Consider the following 15,132-nt stretch of genomic DNA (forward strand, 5'->3'; position numbering starts at 1 on the left):
TGAAATGGATGGAGAATAATTAATAAACGAGTACTTTTGTTACTCATTATTTGTATAACTAATTATGTTAGAAACTCTTATTACTTCTAAAACGCGTATCCGTATATTGGTAAAGTTTTTTATCAATGCGGCAAACAATGGTCATTTACGTGGTTTGGCTGAAGAAATGAATGAGTCAACAAATGCTATAAGAAAAGAATTGAATAACCTTTCAGAAGCTGGTTATCTTGAAAAAAAAGCCAGTCAAAACCGTGTATCTTATAAAGCCAATATCAAACATCCTTTGTTTAAAACGTTACAACAAATAGTATACAAACATTTAGGTTTGGATGCTATTATTGACATGATTTTGGCTCGAATGGGACAAGTACAACAAATAGTTGTCTTAGGTGATTATGCCAATGGTATCGATTCTGGTGTTATTGAGGTTTTGATTGTTGGTAAACAATTGAATGCTGATTATATTGACCAATTGGCTTTGAAAATTGAAGATGAAATAAAACGTAAAATAGTTTTTACAATAGCTGATACTGCTGTAGATAAAGGATTAATAATATATCAATTTGACTTTAATCAATCATTTACTAGATAAATTTAAATATGATAGTAGTTTCAGTAATCATTCCTGTTTATAATGCCGACAAGTTTCTTGAGCGATGTATCAACTCATTGTTGTCACAAACCTTAGCTTCTTGCGAATTTATTTTTGTGAATGATGGTTCTACAGATTCTAGTTTTTCTATTTTGGAACGTTTTCAGCAAAAGGATAGTCGAGTTAAATTAGTAAGTCAAGAAAATCAAGGTGTAAGTGAGGCTCGTAACAACGGTTTAAAAATTGCACAAGGCACCTATATTGGTTTCGTTGACGCTGATGATTATGTAGAAAATAATTTTTTTGATACCCTTTACCAAACTGCAGAAAAACATCGTCTTGATATCACTGTTTGCAATTATTTTTCGTCACAAGATGGAACTGCTTTTACCTCGAAAGCGCCATTTAAAGAACATGCGGTTTATGAATCGAATACTATAAAGAAAGATATTCTTCCTTATTTTATTAGTCATGAAAATATAAATTCGATTTGGAATAAACTCTATCGAATGAGTTTAATAAAAGATAATGCCATCATTTTTCCTAAAGGCGTTGCACTTGGTGAAGATGGTTGGTTTAATAGTCTGTGTTTTGCAAAAGCAGATAAAGTGTATTTTTTATCTTATGCAGGTTATCATTACATTGATGTTTCAGGAAGTGCTACTCGAAATATAGTAGGCAAAAACTATTTTCAACGTATTGAGCAAGAGTATGAAAATGATTATTCACATTTACAAAATGCCTATTTAGATACTTCAAGAATTGAAGCATTAAAGGCACATAAGTATATTACAAAAGTAGTTTCCTTGTTGCATGAATATTACAATCCAGTAAATGCGATTGAAATTGAAACAAGAAAATTCTTAGTCAAAGAACTTCTTAATAGTAAAACAACAATCAAAATTTTTAAAGACTATTATAAAACTGTATTTTTACAAAAATCGAAATACGAACAAATACTATTATTTGCTATAAAATATAAATTACCTTTTATAATTTCATTAGTTATAGGGTATAGTAATAAAAGAAACAAACGATAAATTTATGAAATCGCCATAAACAAATCGTTTGCTTGCAATTGATAAATCATCGAACTCCGATTAAAAATAAAATCATTTGTGAGATAAACACCAAATAAAATAGCGATACATATGCACCAAAAAACAAATAATATTTACATATGAAACTATTACTTTTTTTTCATGCCGGAAGTTTGAACAGAGGATGCGAAGCTATAGTGCGATCGGCAGTTGATTTGATCAAAGCCAAATATCCTGAAACTATAATCAATTTAGCTTCTTTTGATTATCAATCCGATTTGCATATTCCTAAAATTGATAAGGTATATGATACAAGACAATTGGACATCAATAAATTTTCATTAAAAGGAATCGTTTCAGCATTGAAAGTCAAATTTCAAAATGATGAAACCTATTATTATAAAGCGAAGTTTGATGCTATCATTAAATTAATTCCAGAACATGATGTTTTTCTATCTATTGGAGGTGATAACTATTGCTATGGTGAACAACCTTGGATTTATGAAGTTGATAAACTAATAAAACAAGCAGGAAAGAAATTGATTCTTTGGGGTTCTTCTATTGGTGATGAAGATTTATCTGATGCTAAAATTGCCGATTTAAAATCGATGGATTTAGTTTTAGCACGTGAAACTCTAACCTATACTATTCTTAAGGATAGAGGTGTTTCTAACGTAAAATTGGTAGCTGATGGCGCTTTTACTATGCAAAAAGAAGAAATGCAAACGCCTGAAGGTTGGCAAGAAAGCAATACTATTGGGTTCAATTTTAGTCCATTGGTTTGGAAACGCAATGAAGCATCTAAACAAGCGGCTTACCAACTTATTCAGCATATTATTGATACTACAGATATGACCATTGCATTGACACCACATGTGTTTATTAAAGGTAATGATGATTATGAAGTATTGCAACAATTCTATAATGATTTTAAAACTACTGGACGTGTTTTACTTTTGCCAAATAACCTGAATGCTATTGAATATAAAGGATTAATTGCTAAAATGCGTTTCTTTATTGGTGCTAGAACACATGCTACAATTGCGGCTTATTCGTCATTAATTCCAACTTTAGTTTTGGGATATAGTGTAAAATCGAAAGGAATAGCTAAAGATATTTTTGGTTCAGAAAAATTAGTTTTAAGTATCAATGAAATTTCAGATAGTAAAAAATTAATAGCAGCTTTTGATGAAATGGTATCAGAGGAACAACAGCTAATTCTAACTTTGGCTAATAACATTCCTACTATAAAAGAAAATGCTAAGAAAGCGGTAACGTATTTATTTGAATTAACTTAATGAAGCAACAATTACTTTTTGTACTTCCAAGTCTTGAAGCCGGAGGCGGTGAAAAGAGTTTGGTGACTTTATTGAACTGCATCGACTATCAACAGTATGATGTAGATTTGGTATTGTTTGCGCCAAAAGGAATCTTCTTAAAGCAATTGCCTAAAAATGTTAAACTACTTTATCTTAACGATGATTATAAAACATTTACTTCTGGGTTGTCTTCTGCTATTGTTAGTTTTTTAAAGCAAGGAAAAATGGGTATGGCATTTTCAAGATTGCTTTATACATTTAAATCTAATATTATCAAAAATAAAGGTAAAGCGGAACAATATTCTTGGAACCATTTGAAGAAATCAATTACTTCACTTACAAAAGAATATGATGCAGCCATTGGTTTTTTAGAAAAATCCTCTATTTACTTTGTAGTTGATTGCGTAAAAGCAAAAAGAAAGATTGGTTTTATTCACAACGATTATGTGAAATTAGATTTAGATGCTTCTTTTGATTTGTCTTATTTTAAAAAGTTGAACACCATTGCCACGGTATCTGAACAATGTGTGACGGTTTTAAAAGAAGTTTTTCCAACCCAAAAAGACAAAGTGCAATTGTTATATAATATAGTTTCTGCCAAATTAATTCATCAAATGGCAGAAGAATCAGTAACTATTGATATTACAAAACCAAGTTTATTATCAATAGGTCGATTGCACTCACAAAAAGGATTTGATATTGCAGTTGAAGCAGCTGCACTATTGAAAAAGCAAGGTTTAAATTTTGTTTGGTACATCATTGGTGAAGGAGCTGAGCGAACAGCTTTAGAACAAGCTATAACTAAGAATGGTTTAGAAAAGCATGTTGTTTTGTTAGGCATTAAAGAGAATCCATATCCGTATATAAAGCAAACCACAATTTTTGTGCAACCTTCAAGATATGAAGGAAAATCAATTGCATTAGATGAAGCAAAGCTCTTGCATAAACCTATTGTGGTTACCAATTTTACCACAGCCAAAGACCAAATTAACCATTTAAAAAATGGAATTATTTGTGAGATGGATGCCAATAGTTTGGCAGATGCTTTAACAAGTTTATTGCAAAATGAGAGTTTACAAAATGAATTATCTTTACATTTATCTAAAGAATCTTTAGGTTCAGAAGATGAAATAGATAAATTTTATAAAATAATAAATGGCTGAAAATAAAAAAAATCTCCTTTTTATTATCAATAATCTGAATTGTGGCGGTGCTGAGAAATCACTTGTTTCTCTTTTGCAAACCATAGATTATTCAAAGTATGCTGTTGATTTATTTGTGTTCAAGCACGAAGGTGTTTTTTTTGAGAATCTTCCCAAAGAAGTAGTTGTTCTTGAGGAGCAAACCATTGTGCCTTATTTGTATTCAAGCACCAAAAGTGCTGTTTTAAAAGCTGTTAAGAGCTTTAATTTTCGTGCTATTTATTTAAGAATTGTTTTGTTTCTATTGTCTAGAAAATATAAAAACGGTGTTTTGCAAGAACAGTATTTCTGGAAGTACTATGCTAAAGCTCTTTCTAAACTTGAGAAAGAATATGATGTCGCGATAGGTTTTCAAGAGAAAAATCCAATCTATTTTTGTATTGATAAAGTAAAAGCTAAAAGCAAAATTGGATGGATTCACACCGATTTAGAAAAACTACAATTAGATTTTGATAATGATAAATACTATTTCGAAAAATTAAATCATATCGTTACCGTTTCAGATGGATTAACAGAACGATTGCAAATTAAACTTCCTGAATTTAGTTCTAAAATCGTTACTATTGAAAATATTATTTCATCAAAGGTTATCACAGAATTAAGTAAAGAACGTATTGATGTAAATTTTGATTCGACTTATTTTAATCTTATCTATGTTGGTCGAATTGCCAAAGAAAAAGGATTATTCATGGGATTGGAAGCTCTTAAAATTTTAATCGAAAAAGGGCACAAAGTGCGCTGGTATCTTATTGGAGATGGAGATCAAAAAGAGGCTCTTTTGAATGAAGCTAAAAACTATGGAGTTTCTGAGTATTTGTTTTTTCTTGGATTGAAGAGTAATCCGTATGCCTACATTAGTAACGCTTCGGCCTTTATTTTGCCTTCCTTTTTTGAAGGAAAATCCATTTCATTAGAAGAAGCTAAGTTATTGCATAAACCTATAGTGGTTACCAATTTTAGTTCGGCCAAAGATCAAATAGATAATGGTGTTACAGGTTTGATAGCCGATATGAATGCTATTTCAATTGCCGAAAAAGTTGAGCAACTTATCAGTAATAGTTCGCTTCAAGCGGATTTAACCAATAATTTGAAAAATACTACCTTTGGCACTGAAAATGAAGTAACTAAATTTTACAATTTGATTTCTAATGGATAGTGCTAACTTGATTACCATTTTTACGCCTTGTTACAATAGAGCTCACTTGCTTTCACAATTGTATCAAAGTCTTTTAGAGCAAAATGCTACAAATTTTGAGTGGCTAATTGTTGACGATGGTAGTACAGATACTACTAAAGAAGTTGTAGCTAATTTCATTTCAGAAAATAAAATCCCAATTTCATATTACAACAAACCCAATGGCGGAAAGCATACAGCTATTAATTATGGTGTTCAAAAAGCTAAAGGTGCTTTATTTTTTATTGTAGATAGTGATGATTTTTTATCAAAAGAGGCAGTAAAATTGACAACTGATGCATGGGTAAAAATTCAAGATAATAAAAAAATTGGTGGTATTATAGGTTTGTCAGAATTTACTAATGGTCAACTTGTTGGTGATGCTTTTTTGGAAGACGAATGGCAATTGTCATTTTCAGATTATTATTTGAAATATCATTTGAGAGGAGACAAATCGGTTGCTTTCAAAACTAGTGTAATGAAGGAATATCCATTTCCAGAAGAAGCAGGAACTCGTTTTGTATTTGAAGCGGTTGTATGGCATGAAATGGCAAAAAAATATGATGTTTTAGCTTTAAATAAAGTAATACAATATAAAGAATATTTAGAAGAAGGTTTGTCTGATAGTTCTTATAAACTATGGTATATCAAATCTTTAGCTTTTTCTTATTTTCAATTGATTGCTAATAAAACCTATTCTTTTTCAAGATATCCAAAAACTTATATATGGAGTTTTATTCATTTAGCCATTAACTCTTTACTGAGTGGAACTAGTTATTTTGATAAACTACCCTCATTTAAAGATAAATGTTTATATTTAATTTTATTTCCAAGAGGATATTACTCTTATTTGAAAATGAGAAAACTAATTGTGAAGTAATATGATACAGAGAATTATTCAAAAAATATATTATAAGATAAAGGGAATAACTCCAGAGCAACTCACCTTAGAAGCTAATATTAAAGCAGGAATGAAGGTTGGAAAAAATTGTTATGGCTTGATAGGTTGTACTATTGATTATGCTCATTCGTGGTTGATTGAAATTGGTGATGACGTAGTTTTTGCACCTCAAGTTTACTTGTTAGCACACGATACAAGTACAAAAAGAAGCTTGGATTATACCAGAATTGGAAAAATTAAAATTGGAAATAATTGTTTTATTGGAGCTAGAGCTTTTATTATGCCTGGTGTAACTATTGGTGATAATTCCATAGTTGGAGCAGGAAGTATTGTATCTAAATCAGTTCCGGCAGATGTTGTTGTTGCAGGTAATCCAGCTAGAATTATTTGCACTGTTGCTGAATATGAAACCAAGTTGAAATCAACTTTTGAAACATCACCAAAATTTGGAGAAGAATATACATTAGATTTTTCTATCACTGATGCTATGAAGCAAGAAATGATAGAAAAGATGGAAAACACAGTTGGATTTGTTAAATAGAAAATATGGTTTACTTACTACTTATAGTATTTTTTACACTTTTATTGGTTCTAATTATTGACTTGTATCCACAATTGAATACTTGGCAAAGCCGTATTAAAATTGGAAGGTTTTCCGATGATGAATTATGGAAAGAAAAAGTAAAAACTATTGCTGTGCGATGGTTAAAGCAAACGCCTACCATAAAAGTAACCGACAATACTCGTTTGATAATAATTGATATTTTAAAAGGAAATTATTCTCGAAATGCCATTCAAAGTTGGCAAGAAGCAGCTTTACTTCTTGGTTTAAATGAATATAAAAGTGCAACTCGCAACAAGGAGTTAGATAATTCCATTAATGCCTTTGTTGCTTCAAAGTTAGATTCAAATGGAAATTGGATTGTACCTCCAGCCGAAGTTGATTCGGTAATTTTAGGATATGCTTTATTGAAATTAGATGATTTTGATTATACAAAGTATAGACCAGCTTTTGATTTTTTATATGAAATGATTTTAAATTTGAAGGGTTCTGATGGCACTATAGCTTACAGAAAACATACTTCAGATTATCGTTATGTAGATACTATTGGTTTCATTTCTCCATTTTTAGTGCGCTATGGTTTGCTTTTTAATCAACCAGAAGCAGTTGCTTTAGGAATTAATCAAATTCGTGTTTTCAATTCACACGGAATGTTAGCGTCTCATTTTATACCATGTCATACCTATAATATAAAAACAAATTTGCCTGTCGGATTATTCGGTTGGGGAAGAGGTTTAGGTTGGTATGCTATTGGATTAATTGATGCTTGGGGTGAATTGCCAGATGGACATCCTGAAAAGGATGAGGTGACTCAAATGGTAATTGCTTTTGCAAAAATGGCACTTTCTTTTCAAAATGATAATGGTAGTTGGAATTGGTTAATAACGAACAGACAATCTCAGTTTGATTCTTCTGCTACTGCCACTTTAGCGTGGTTTTTTGCCAAATCCAAAGCTATTTCAAGTATTGCTAATGAAAGTGAGCAAGCCAAAGTTAAAGCTCTAAATTATCTAAAACAAGTAACTCGAAGAGATGGTGTTGTAGATTTTTCACAAGGAGATACTAAAACTATAGGAGTGCATTCGCAACAGTTTGATATTTTACCTTTTACACAAGGATTTTGTTTAAGAACTTTAAGTTTATAATTATGAAATCGCCATTAACAACAAGTTTGTTGCAAACAAACACCTATAAATAAAAGGCGATACCATATATGACCTCTAACAAATCAAATTTTACAAATATGAATATTATTAGAATGTTTCTTAGAAATTTAAATTTATTTACATTTCAAAGTTTATTTTTAAATCTATTTTTAAAGGGTAAGCGTTCAAAAAAAAGTTTAATTATTTTGCAAGGTAAAGTTGGATTTCATTACGAAAAGACTTCAAAAATTAATTGTAAAGATGGTTTTTTATACATAAATAAATCCATGAGAACCAAAGAACCCTTTTCTGGAGCAATAGAGTTAAATGATAATTCTGAAATAAATGTTGAAAACACATTTTCTATCCATTCTGGATGTCACATAATTTTACTAGACAATGCTAAACTAAATTTAGGCAGTGGATATATTAATAGAAACCTTAGAATAAGATGTTATAAAGAAATTTCTATTGGAAACAATGTCGCAATATCCGAAAATGTAACCATCTGGGATTCTGATGCCCATGCTATAATTGGAAAAGAAGACCAAATGACACAATCAATTTCTATCGGAAATAATGTTTGGATCGGAAATAATGTAACAATATTAAAAGGGGTTACTATAGGAGATGGAGCTATTGTAGCAGCAGGTTCTGTAGTAAACAAAAATATACCTAAAGCTTGTCTAGCTGCTGGTGTTCCTGCAAAAGTTATTAGAGAAAATGTAAATTGGAAATAAATGAATAACGACTCTAGATTTTCTAATTCTGTAAAGAATATTTCATTTGGCTTACTAGCTCAACTGTCACAAATGATATTGGGGTTTGTAAGCAGAACTATCTTTATTAAGTTTTTAGCGGTAGAATATCTTGGAGTTAACGGTTTGTTTACAAATATCTTATCACTTTTATCTCTTGCAGAACTCGGAATTGCTGGCGCAATTTCATATTCGTTTTATAAACCTTTGGCAGAAAAAGACGAAGAAAAAATAGCATCGTTAATAAATTTTTCTGCTAAAATTTATACCTCAATTGCTATTATTGTTGCTATACTTGGCCTATTAGTAGTTCCTTTTTTAGATGATATTGTAAAAAATCCGCCTCAAGAACTTGCAAACGATTTAGTAATTATTTACCTACTCTTTTTGTTTAATACGGTTTCAGCTTATTTTTTACAGTATAAAATTAGTATTTTTCAAGCAGATCAACGAAGTTTCATAGTATTTCAAAACAATGCATTATTCTTTTTTCTTCAAAATGTATTTCAGATAGTGGTTCTAATCTTATTCAAGAACTTCATTTTTTATCTTATTATACAAACGGTATTTCAACTTTTAGGTAATCTTGTTTTATCTTTAAAAGTAAATAAATATTATCCTTTTCTAAAAAAATATAAAGCGGTAAAATTAGACTCAGAAAGTAAAAAGCAAATTTATTCAAATGTTAAAGCTAATAGCTTTATCAAGATTGGCGGAATCTTAGTGAATAGTACAGATAATTTAATTCTAAATTATTTTTCTGGAATTGCAATGGTTGGGCTATTATCAAATTATAATTTGCTTATAGGTCTTGGTTCAAGCTTAATTGTTCAAGTTTTTTCAAGTTTAACAGCAAGTGTAGCCAATATTAATGCTATCGAAAGTCAAGATAAAAAAATAGAAACATTCAATTTAATTAATTTCATGAATTTCTGGATTTATGGATTCTTTTCAGTAGCTATACTATTTTTAATTAACGATTTTATATTAATTTGGATTGGTCAAAATTATGTGCTTCCATTATCTGTAGTAGTGTTATTGGTGATTAATTTTTACATGTATGGCATGCAAAATGCTGTTTGGATGTTTAAATTTACTTTGGGAATATTCAAACAAGGTCAGTATATAATTCTTTTTACCGCATTAATAAATTTAGTATTATCTTTTATATTTGGATATTATTATGGCTTAGTAGGCATTTTGGCTGCAACTGCCATTGCAAGAATGGTAACAAACGCTTGGTTTGATCCCTATATTGTTTTTAAATTAGGTCTAAATTTGAATCCTTTACATTATTTGATTAAATACATAAAGTATCTTTTAATTTTAGTATTGTCTATCGCAGTTATACTGGTAATTATGAATTATGTTACAGTAAATGGACTTTTGTTGGTGGTTATAAAAGTTATTGTTGTAATGATTACCCCTAATATATTTATAATATTGTTTTATAGAAATAATGCCGATTTTAAAAATCTTATGTCTATGTTAAACGTTTTAATTAAAAAATTCACTAAAAAAACAGCTTAATATTTTTTATGAAACTACTTTACATAACAAACGGTTTAAATGGCTCAGGTGGATTGGAACGTGTTCTGTCTATCAAGGCAAGTTATTTGGCTGAAAAGATGGGTTATGAAGTTCATATTGTTTGTTTAAATGATTCGCATCTCAGTTTGTTTTATGATTTTAGTCCTCAAATAAATTTGCATAGTATTTCAGTTTCAGGAAATCCAATATCGTATATAAAAAGTTATATTTCTGGGTTAAAAAAGGCGGTTTCTCAAATAAAACCTGATGTGATTTTGGTTTGCGACGATGGATTGAAAGCTTTTTTTCTACCTTTATTGATTAAGTCAAAAGCCAAAATGATTTATGAACGGCATGTTTCCAAAACTATTTCGATTGGAAAAAATGCTGGATTTTTAAAAAGAATTGCTGCAAAGTTTCAATTTTTTTTAATGAATACTTTAGCGAAAAAATACGATAAATTCGTTGTGCTTACTAACGAAAATCGTAAAGAATGGCCTTTGCAAAATTTAGAAGTAATTTCCAATCCGTTGTCTTTTTACCCAGAAGCATCTGCTGCTCTTACTGCTAAAAAAGTAATAGCAGTTGGTAAACAAAGTCATCAAAAAGGATATGATTTATTATTGCAAGCATGGCAAAAAGTAGTTGCTCAACAACCTGATTGGCAATTAGAAATTTACGGAAAAAAAGAGCCTTCAGAAGGTTTGGAATCTCTTGCGATTGCTCTAAAGATTAATGATAATGTTAGTTTTTTTGAACCAGTTAAATCTATTGAGAAAAAATATTTAGAATCCTCTATTTATGTAATGTCATCTCGTTATGAAGGTTTCGGAATGGTTTTAATTGAAGCTATGGCATGCGGAGTTCCATGTGTGTCCTTTGATTGTCCGTATGGTCCGAGTGATATTATAGATGATAGTGAAGATGGTTATTTAGTTACAAATGGCGATATAACATTATTGGCTCAAAAGTTATTATTGCTTATTGAAGAAGATACTTTGAGAACTAAGATGGGAAACAATGCTAAAGTTAATGTTAAACGATTTTTACCAGAAACAATATGCAATCAATGGGATGCACTTTTTAAATCGTTGATGTCATGAGAAAGATAGTTATCCTTGTCGATCAGATGCATTCTCATGGTGGAATTGAGAAATTGGTTGCTATAAAAGCCAATTATTGGAGTGCTGTTTTTGGCTATGATGTAACTATTTTAAGCACTGAACAAGCAGGAAAACCAATAATTTACGATTTAAACAATAAGGTTAAATTTCAAGATTTAGCTATAGATTTTAATAGAAAAAAGAGTTATTTTAGTATAATTAATATATTAAAATTACTTAAAAATATTGTTAGACTACAACAGTTTATTCTAAAGAAAAACCCCGATTTTATTTTAGTTGCTTCACATATTCCAATGACTTATGTTTTACCTTTTTTGATTACTGGAAAAGCTAAAACAATTAAGGAATTTCATTACACTAAGTTTTATGACTCTAATCAAGGAATTAAAAATAAACTTCTCATTTTTATAGAGTCAAAATATGAGTATTTAGTAGTTTTGAGTAAAGAAGAGCAAAGTTTTTATTATTCAAAAAACACGGTGGTTATACCAAATCCAATTGAGGATGAGGTAAACGAACCTTTAATTACTTTATCTCAAAGACCACTTGTAGCCATAGCTATTGTTAGATTTGCTCCAGTAAAGCAATTAGAAAGTATGGTTGAAATTTGGGAACAGTTTTACAAAAATCATCCAAAGTGGGAATTGCATTTATATGGTTCTATTGGGAACGAATATTATCAAAAAATTTTTAATTTAGTTCATGAAAAGCAATTACAATCAACAATAGTATTCAAAGGACAAACCAATGAAGTTTCAAAGGTTTTACAAAGCGCAAGAGTTTTACTAATGACCTCTATTCAAGAATGTTTTCCTATGGTTATTTTAGAAGCCAATGCTGTTGGCGTTCCAGTAGTGTCCTTTAATTGCCCAACAGGACCAAGAAACATTATTCACGAAGCAAAAGATGGTTTTTTAATACCAGTTGGAGACCAAAATGCTTTTGTAAATAAACTTGAGCAACTCTCTAATAATACGCTACTTTTGGATACTTTAGGAAACAATGCAAAACAAAATGCATCGAATTATATTCTTTCAAAAGTGATGAATCTATGGAATACTATTATATTTGCTAAATCATGATGAGAACACTATTTCTTTTTTTCGGACAATTATTTTTTATTCCTCACGGAATATTGTTCTTGTTGTCTAATAATAAGGAGGTTATTGTTCGAGATTTGTATGCTAGAACTATTCCAAAACAAGGATTAGTCAATCAATGTTATGATTTGACGAAAGAGTTATTGTTGAGTAAGTATTTTAGAACATTATTTTATTACAGAACACCAGGATTTTTCTCAAAGTTATTAAGGATGTTCTATCCCAAACAAGACTCTTTTACAATTGATATAAATACCAAAATAGGAGCCGGATTGCAATTGGCACATCCTTATGCAACGATTTTAAATGCTACTTCTATTGGAGAAAATGTTTATGTAAATCATCTAGTTACTTTGGGTGAAAAAGAGGGTAAAAAACCAATTATTGGAAATAATGTACAGTTGCACGCCGGATGCATTGTAATAGGAGGTGTAACCATTGGTGATAACGCCATAATTGGAGCAGGAGCTGTTGTTGTTAAAGATGTGCCAAAACATGCAGTTGCAGTAGGAAATCCGGCAAGAATAATTGAAAAAAATAGTTAATGAATCTAATACCTGCAGAATATTACACTAATATATATTATCAATTTTTATTGTTAATGACATTGGTTGTATTGGCACAAGGTGGTACAAAATTAGAGTCGTCTCAAAATTTGAGTACAAAAAACGTTCTCGGTTTTATCGTTTTTGTTATTTTATTATTTTATATTGGTTTGCGTCCATTGAATTATCGATTTGGAGATATGATAATTTATGATAGACAATTTCAAACGTATGCTTCAGGAGCACCATTAAAGGTTGAAAAAGATGCTCTATTCGAATATTTTAAATTTGGTACAGCCCAAATAGCTAGTTCTTCTATATTTTTCTTTCTGTGTACCATTTTGTATTTAGTTCCTTTATATTTGGCTTGCAAAAAGTTCTTTAAAGACTACTGGTTTTATGGTTTTTTTATGCTTGTAATTTCTTTTTCCTTTTGGACCTATGGCACTAATGGACTACGAAATGGAATAGCCACCAGTCTTTTTTTGTACGGATTGTCTAAAGATAAAAAGTTTGTGATTTTAACGATATTGTTTGCTAGTACTTTTGTGCATAAATCGATGTTGTTGCCATTATTTGCTTACATAGCTACTTTAGTTTACAACAATTCAAAAGCTTATTTTTATTTATGGCTAGCGTGTATTCCTCTATCTTTGGCTTTAGGAGGTTTTTTTACGAATTTCTTTATGACTGTGGGTATTATTGAGGAAAAAGCAGTTGAAGGGTATTTAGGACAGTTTGATCAAGCAGCAGAAGGAGTAGAGTTGAAAGTAGGTTTTCGATGGGATTTTTTAGTCTATAGTGCCTCTGGTGTTTTTGCAGGATGGTATTATATTTTTAAACAAAAGTATCAAGACAAACTTTATCTTCAATTGCTTAATGTTTTTTTGTTTTGTAATGCTTTTTGGGTTCTAGTAATCCGAGCTAATTATTCTAACAGATTGGCTTACTTATCATGGTTCATGTTGGGAATTGTCATTATTTATCCATTGATTAAACATAAATTTTTTCAAAATCAGCATCAAGTAATTGTCAAAGTAATAGTAGCATATTTTGCTTTTACCTATATTATGAACGTATTTATTTACAAACTATAGACTACAAATGAATCCACTAATTTCGGTTATAATTCCAGTATATAATGTTTCAAAATATTTGAAGCAATGCTTGGATAGTATTGTAAATCAAACCTATAAAAATCTAGAAATTATTCTCGTAAATGATGGTTCAACGGATGATAGTCTAAAAATATGTGAAGTTTACGAACAATTAGATTCTAGAATCGTTGTTATTTCTCAAGCCAATAAAGGATTAGCTGGAGCAAGAAATACAGGTATTGAAAATGCAAAAGGCGCTTATTTAATGTTTGTTGATAGTGATGATTGGATGGAATTGTATGCCATAGAAACTGCATTTTCCAAAATGGATGAAGTAGATTTGGTTTGTTTTTCTTTTTATAAAGAATATCCAAGTACACAAGTAGCTAGAGTTTTTGGTTTGAATGGAAAATTCGATGCTGCTTTTATGCAAAGAAGAATAACAGGTCCTATTAAAGAAGAACTTTCAGACCCTAGTCATTTAGAAACTTTAGTTACGGCTTGGGGTAAAATTTATAAGACAGCTATCATTAAAGAAAACAAAATTCAAGCTAAAAATCTAAGTGAAATTGGAGCTTGGGAAGATGGGTTTTTTACTTGGGAGTATCTCAACCAGTCCAAATCGGTTTACATTTTGGATGTACCAATGTATAACTATAGAAAGTTTAATTCAGAGTCTATAACTTCAAATTACAAAAATAGTTTATTAGATAAGACTAATCATATGTTCGATTTGCTTTCTGAACAATTAAAAAAACATAATAAAGGAACCGACTATCTAGAAGCTTTCAATAATAGAATATGTCTTAGTGTTATTGGGTTGGGTTTGAACGAATCTTTTAATAAAGCTTCTTTTTTTACTCAATGTAAGAATATGAAAACGGTTCTTAATTCTAGATATCATAAATTAGCCTTTAGAAGTTTGGAATTGCGCTATTTTCCTATTCATTGGAAATTATTTTTCTTCTTTTCCAAATACAAGTTAACAGTTCCTTTACTATTATTGTTATTAGCGATTAAAAAAATTATTAAAAAGTAATTTC

At 30.0% G+C, this 15,132-nt stretch carries 14 protein-coding genes and 1 pseudogene; all 15 read left to right on the forward strand.

Going from position 1 to position 15,132, the window contains the following annotated elements; all coding sequences use genetic code 11:
• Positions 1 to 64 precede the first annotated feature (64 nt).
• Complete coding sequence (locus ACIQ06_RS12470; protein ID WP_396146788.1) at positions 65 to 592, forward strand: ArsR family transcriptional regulator; 528 nt, start codon at positions 65 to 67, stop codon at positions 590 to 592.
• Between the two features lie 8 nt (positions 593 to 600).
• Entirely contained in the window at positions 601 to 1,632 is a 1,032-nt protein-coding gene (locus tag ACIQ06_RS12475) for a glycosyltransferase (protein ID WP_396146790.1), read from the forward strand.
• 140 nt (positions 1,633 to 1,772) lie between these two features.
• Complete coding sequence (locus ACIQ06_RS12480; RefSeq protein ID WP_396146792.1) at positions 1,773 to 2,930, forward strand: polysaccharide pyruvyl transferase family protein; 1,158 nt, start codon at positions 1,773 to 1,775, stop codon at positions 2,928 to 2,930.
• A complete protein-coding gene (locus ACIQ06_RS12485) occupies positions 2,930 to 4,114 on the forward strand; it encodes a glycosyltransferase (protein ID WP_396146794.1) in 1,185 nt (394 codons plus the stop codon). Before ACIQ06_RS12480 ends, ACIQ06_RS12485 begins: the two co-directional genes overlap by 1 nt.
• Positions 4,107 to 5,309, forward strand: coding sequence for a glycosyltransferase (locus ACIQ06_RS12490; protein ID WP_396146796.1), 1,203 nt, complete (start codon positions 4,107 to 4,109; stop codon positions 5,307 to 5,309). Before ACIQ06_RS12485 ends, ACIQ06_RS12490 begins: the two co-directional genes overlap by 8 nt.
• On the forward strand, positions 5,302 to 6,207 hold the full coding sequence (locus ACIQ06_RS12495) for a glycosyltransferase family A protein (protein ID WP_396146799.1): 906 nt from the start codon (positions 5,302 to 5,304) through the stop codon (positions 6,205 to 6,207). Before ACIQ06_RS12490 ends, ACIQ06_RS12495 begins: the two co-directional genes overlap by 8 nt.
• A 1-nt stretch (position 6,208) precedes the next feature.
• Positions 6,209 to 6,769, forward strand: a complete 561-nt coding sequence (locus tag ACIQ06_RS12500) for an acyltransferase (protein ID WP_396146801.1) — start codon at positions 6,209 to 6,211, stop codon at positions 6,767 to 6,769.
• 5 nt (positions 6,770 to 6,774) lie between these two features.
• Positions 6,775 to 7,935, forward strand: a complete 1,161-nt coding sequence (locus ACIQ06_RS12505) for a glycoside hydrolase family 88 protein (protein ID WP_396146803.1) — start codon at positions 6,775 to 6,777, stop codon at positions 7,933 to 7,935.
• A 569-nt stretch (positions 7,936 to 8,504) separates the two neighbouring features.
• Positions 8,505 to 8,675 (forward strand): annotated as a pseudogene (locus ACIQ06_RS12510) (DapH/DapD/GlmU-related protein); the annotation flags it as partial.
• Positions 8,676 to 10,223: a lipopolysaccharide biosynthesis protein gene (locus tag ACIQ06_RS12515; RefSeq protein ID WP_396146805.1), complete on the forward strand. Its 1,548-nt coding sequence runs from the start codon at positions 8,676 to 8,678 to the stop codon at positions 10,221 to 10,223.
• Between the two features lie 8 nt (positions 10,224 to 10,231).
• The gene (locus ACIQ06_RS12520; RefSeq protein WP_396146807.1) at positions 10,232 to 11,326 is read left to right on the forward strand and encodes a glycosyltransferase family 4 protein; all 1,095 of its coding nucleotides are present in this window, start codon (positions 10,232 to 10,234) and stop codon (positions 11,324 to 11,326) included.
• The gene (locus tag ACIQ06_RS12525) at positions 11,323 to 12,429 is read left to right on the forward strand and encodes a glycosyltransferase (protein ID WP_396146809.1); all 1,107 of its coding nucleotides are present in this window, start codon (positions 11,323 to 11,325) and stop codon (positions 12,427 to 12,429) included. Before ACIQ06_RS12520 ends, ACIQ06_RS12525 begins: the two co-directional genes overlap by 4 nt.
• On the forward strand, positions 12,426 to 12,992 hold the full coding sequence (locus ACIQ06_RS12530; protein ID WP_396146811.1) for a serine O-acetyltransferase: 567 nt from the start codon (positions 12,426 to 12,428) through the stop codon (positions 12,990 to 12,992). Before ACIQ06_RS12525 ends, ACIQ06_RS12530 begins: the two co-directional genes overlap by 4 nt.
• Entirely contained in the window at positions 12,992 to 14,089 is a 1,098-nt protein-coding gene (locus ACIQ06_RS12535) for an EpsG family protein (protein ID WP_396146813.1), read from the forward strand. Before ACIQ06_RS12530 ends, ACIQ06_RS12535 begins: the two co-directional genes overlap by 1 nt.
• Positions 14,090 to 14,096: 7 nt before the next feature.
• Positions 14,097 to 15,128, forward strand: a complete 1,032-nt coding sequence (locus ACIQ06_RS12540) for a glycosyltransferase family 2 protein (RefSeq protein ID WP_396146815.1) — start codon at positions 14,097 to 14,099, stop codon at positions 15,126 to 15,128.
• Positions 15,129 to 15,132: the final 4 nt, after the last annotated feature.

This window comes from Flavobacterium sp. (genome assembly GCF_044341265.1).
Classification (GTDB): Bacteria; Bacteroidota; Bacteroidia; order Flavobacteriales; family Flavobacteriaceae; genus Flavobacterium.

Coding starts and splice junctions, on each gene's coding strand:
- ACIQ06_RS12470 (WP_396146788.1), top strand. CDS start 65: ATGTTAGAAACTCTTATTACTTCTAAAACGCGTATCCGTATATTGGTA.
- ACIQ06_RS12475 (WP_396146790.1), top strand. CDS start 601: ATGATAGTAGTTTCAGTAATCATTCCTGTTTATAATGCCGACAAGTTT.
- ACIQ06_RS12480 (WP_396146792.1), top strand. CDS start 1,773: ATGAAACTATTACTTTTTTTTCATGCCGGAAGTTTGAACAGAGGATGC.
- ACIQ06_RS12485 (WP_396146794.1), top strand. CDS start 2,930: ATGAAGCAACAATTACTTTTTGTACTTCCAAGTCTTGAAGCCGGAGGC.
- ACIQ06_RS12490 (WP_396146796.1), top strand. CDS start 4,107: ATGGCTGAAAATAAAAAAAATCTCCTTTTTATTATCAATAATCTGAAT.
- ACIQ06_RS12495 (WP_396146799.1), top strand. CDS start 5,302: ATGGATAGTGCTAACTTGATTACCATTTTTACGCCTTGTTACAATAGA.
- ACIQ06_RS12500 (WP_396146801.1), top strand. CDS start 6,209: ATGATACAGAGAATTATTCAAAAAATATATTATAAGATAAAGGGAATA.
- ACIQ06_RS12505 (WP_396146803.1), top strand. CDS start 6,775: ATGGTTTACTTACTACTTATAGTATTTTTTACACTTTTATTGGTTCTA.
- ACIQ06_RS12515 (WP_396146805.1), top strand. CDS start 8,676: ATGAATAACGACTCTAGATTTTCTAATTCTGTAAAGAATATTTCATTT.
- ACIQ06_RS12520 (WP_396146807.1), top strand. CDS start 10,232: ATGAAACTACTTTACATAACAAACGGTTTAAATGGCTCAGGTGGATTG.
- ACIQ06_RS12525 (WP_396146809.1), top strand. CDS start 11,323: ATGAGAAAGATAGTTATCCTTGTCGATCAGATGCATTCTCATGGTGGA.
- ACIQ06_RS12530 (WP_396146811.1), top strand. CDS start 12,426: ATGATGAGAACACTATTTCTTTTTTTCGGACAATTATTTTTTATTCCT.
- ACIQ06_RS12535 (WP_396146813.1), top strand. CDS start 12,992: ATGAATCTAATACCTGCAGAATATTACACTAATATATATTATCAATTT.
- ACIQ06_RS12540 (WP_396146815.1), top strand. CDS start 14,097: ATGAATCCACTAATTTCGGTTATAATTCCAGTATATAATGTTTCAAAA.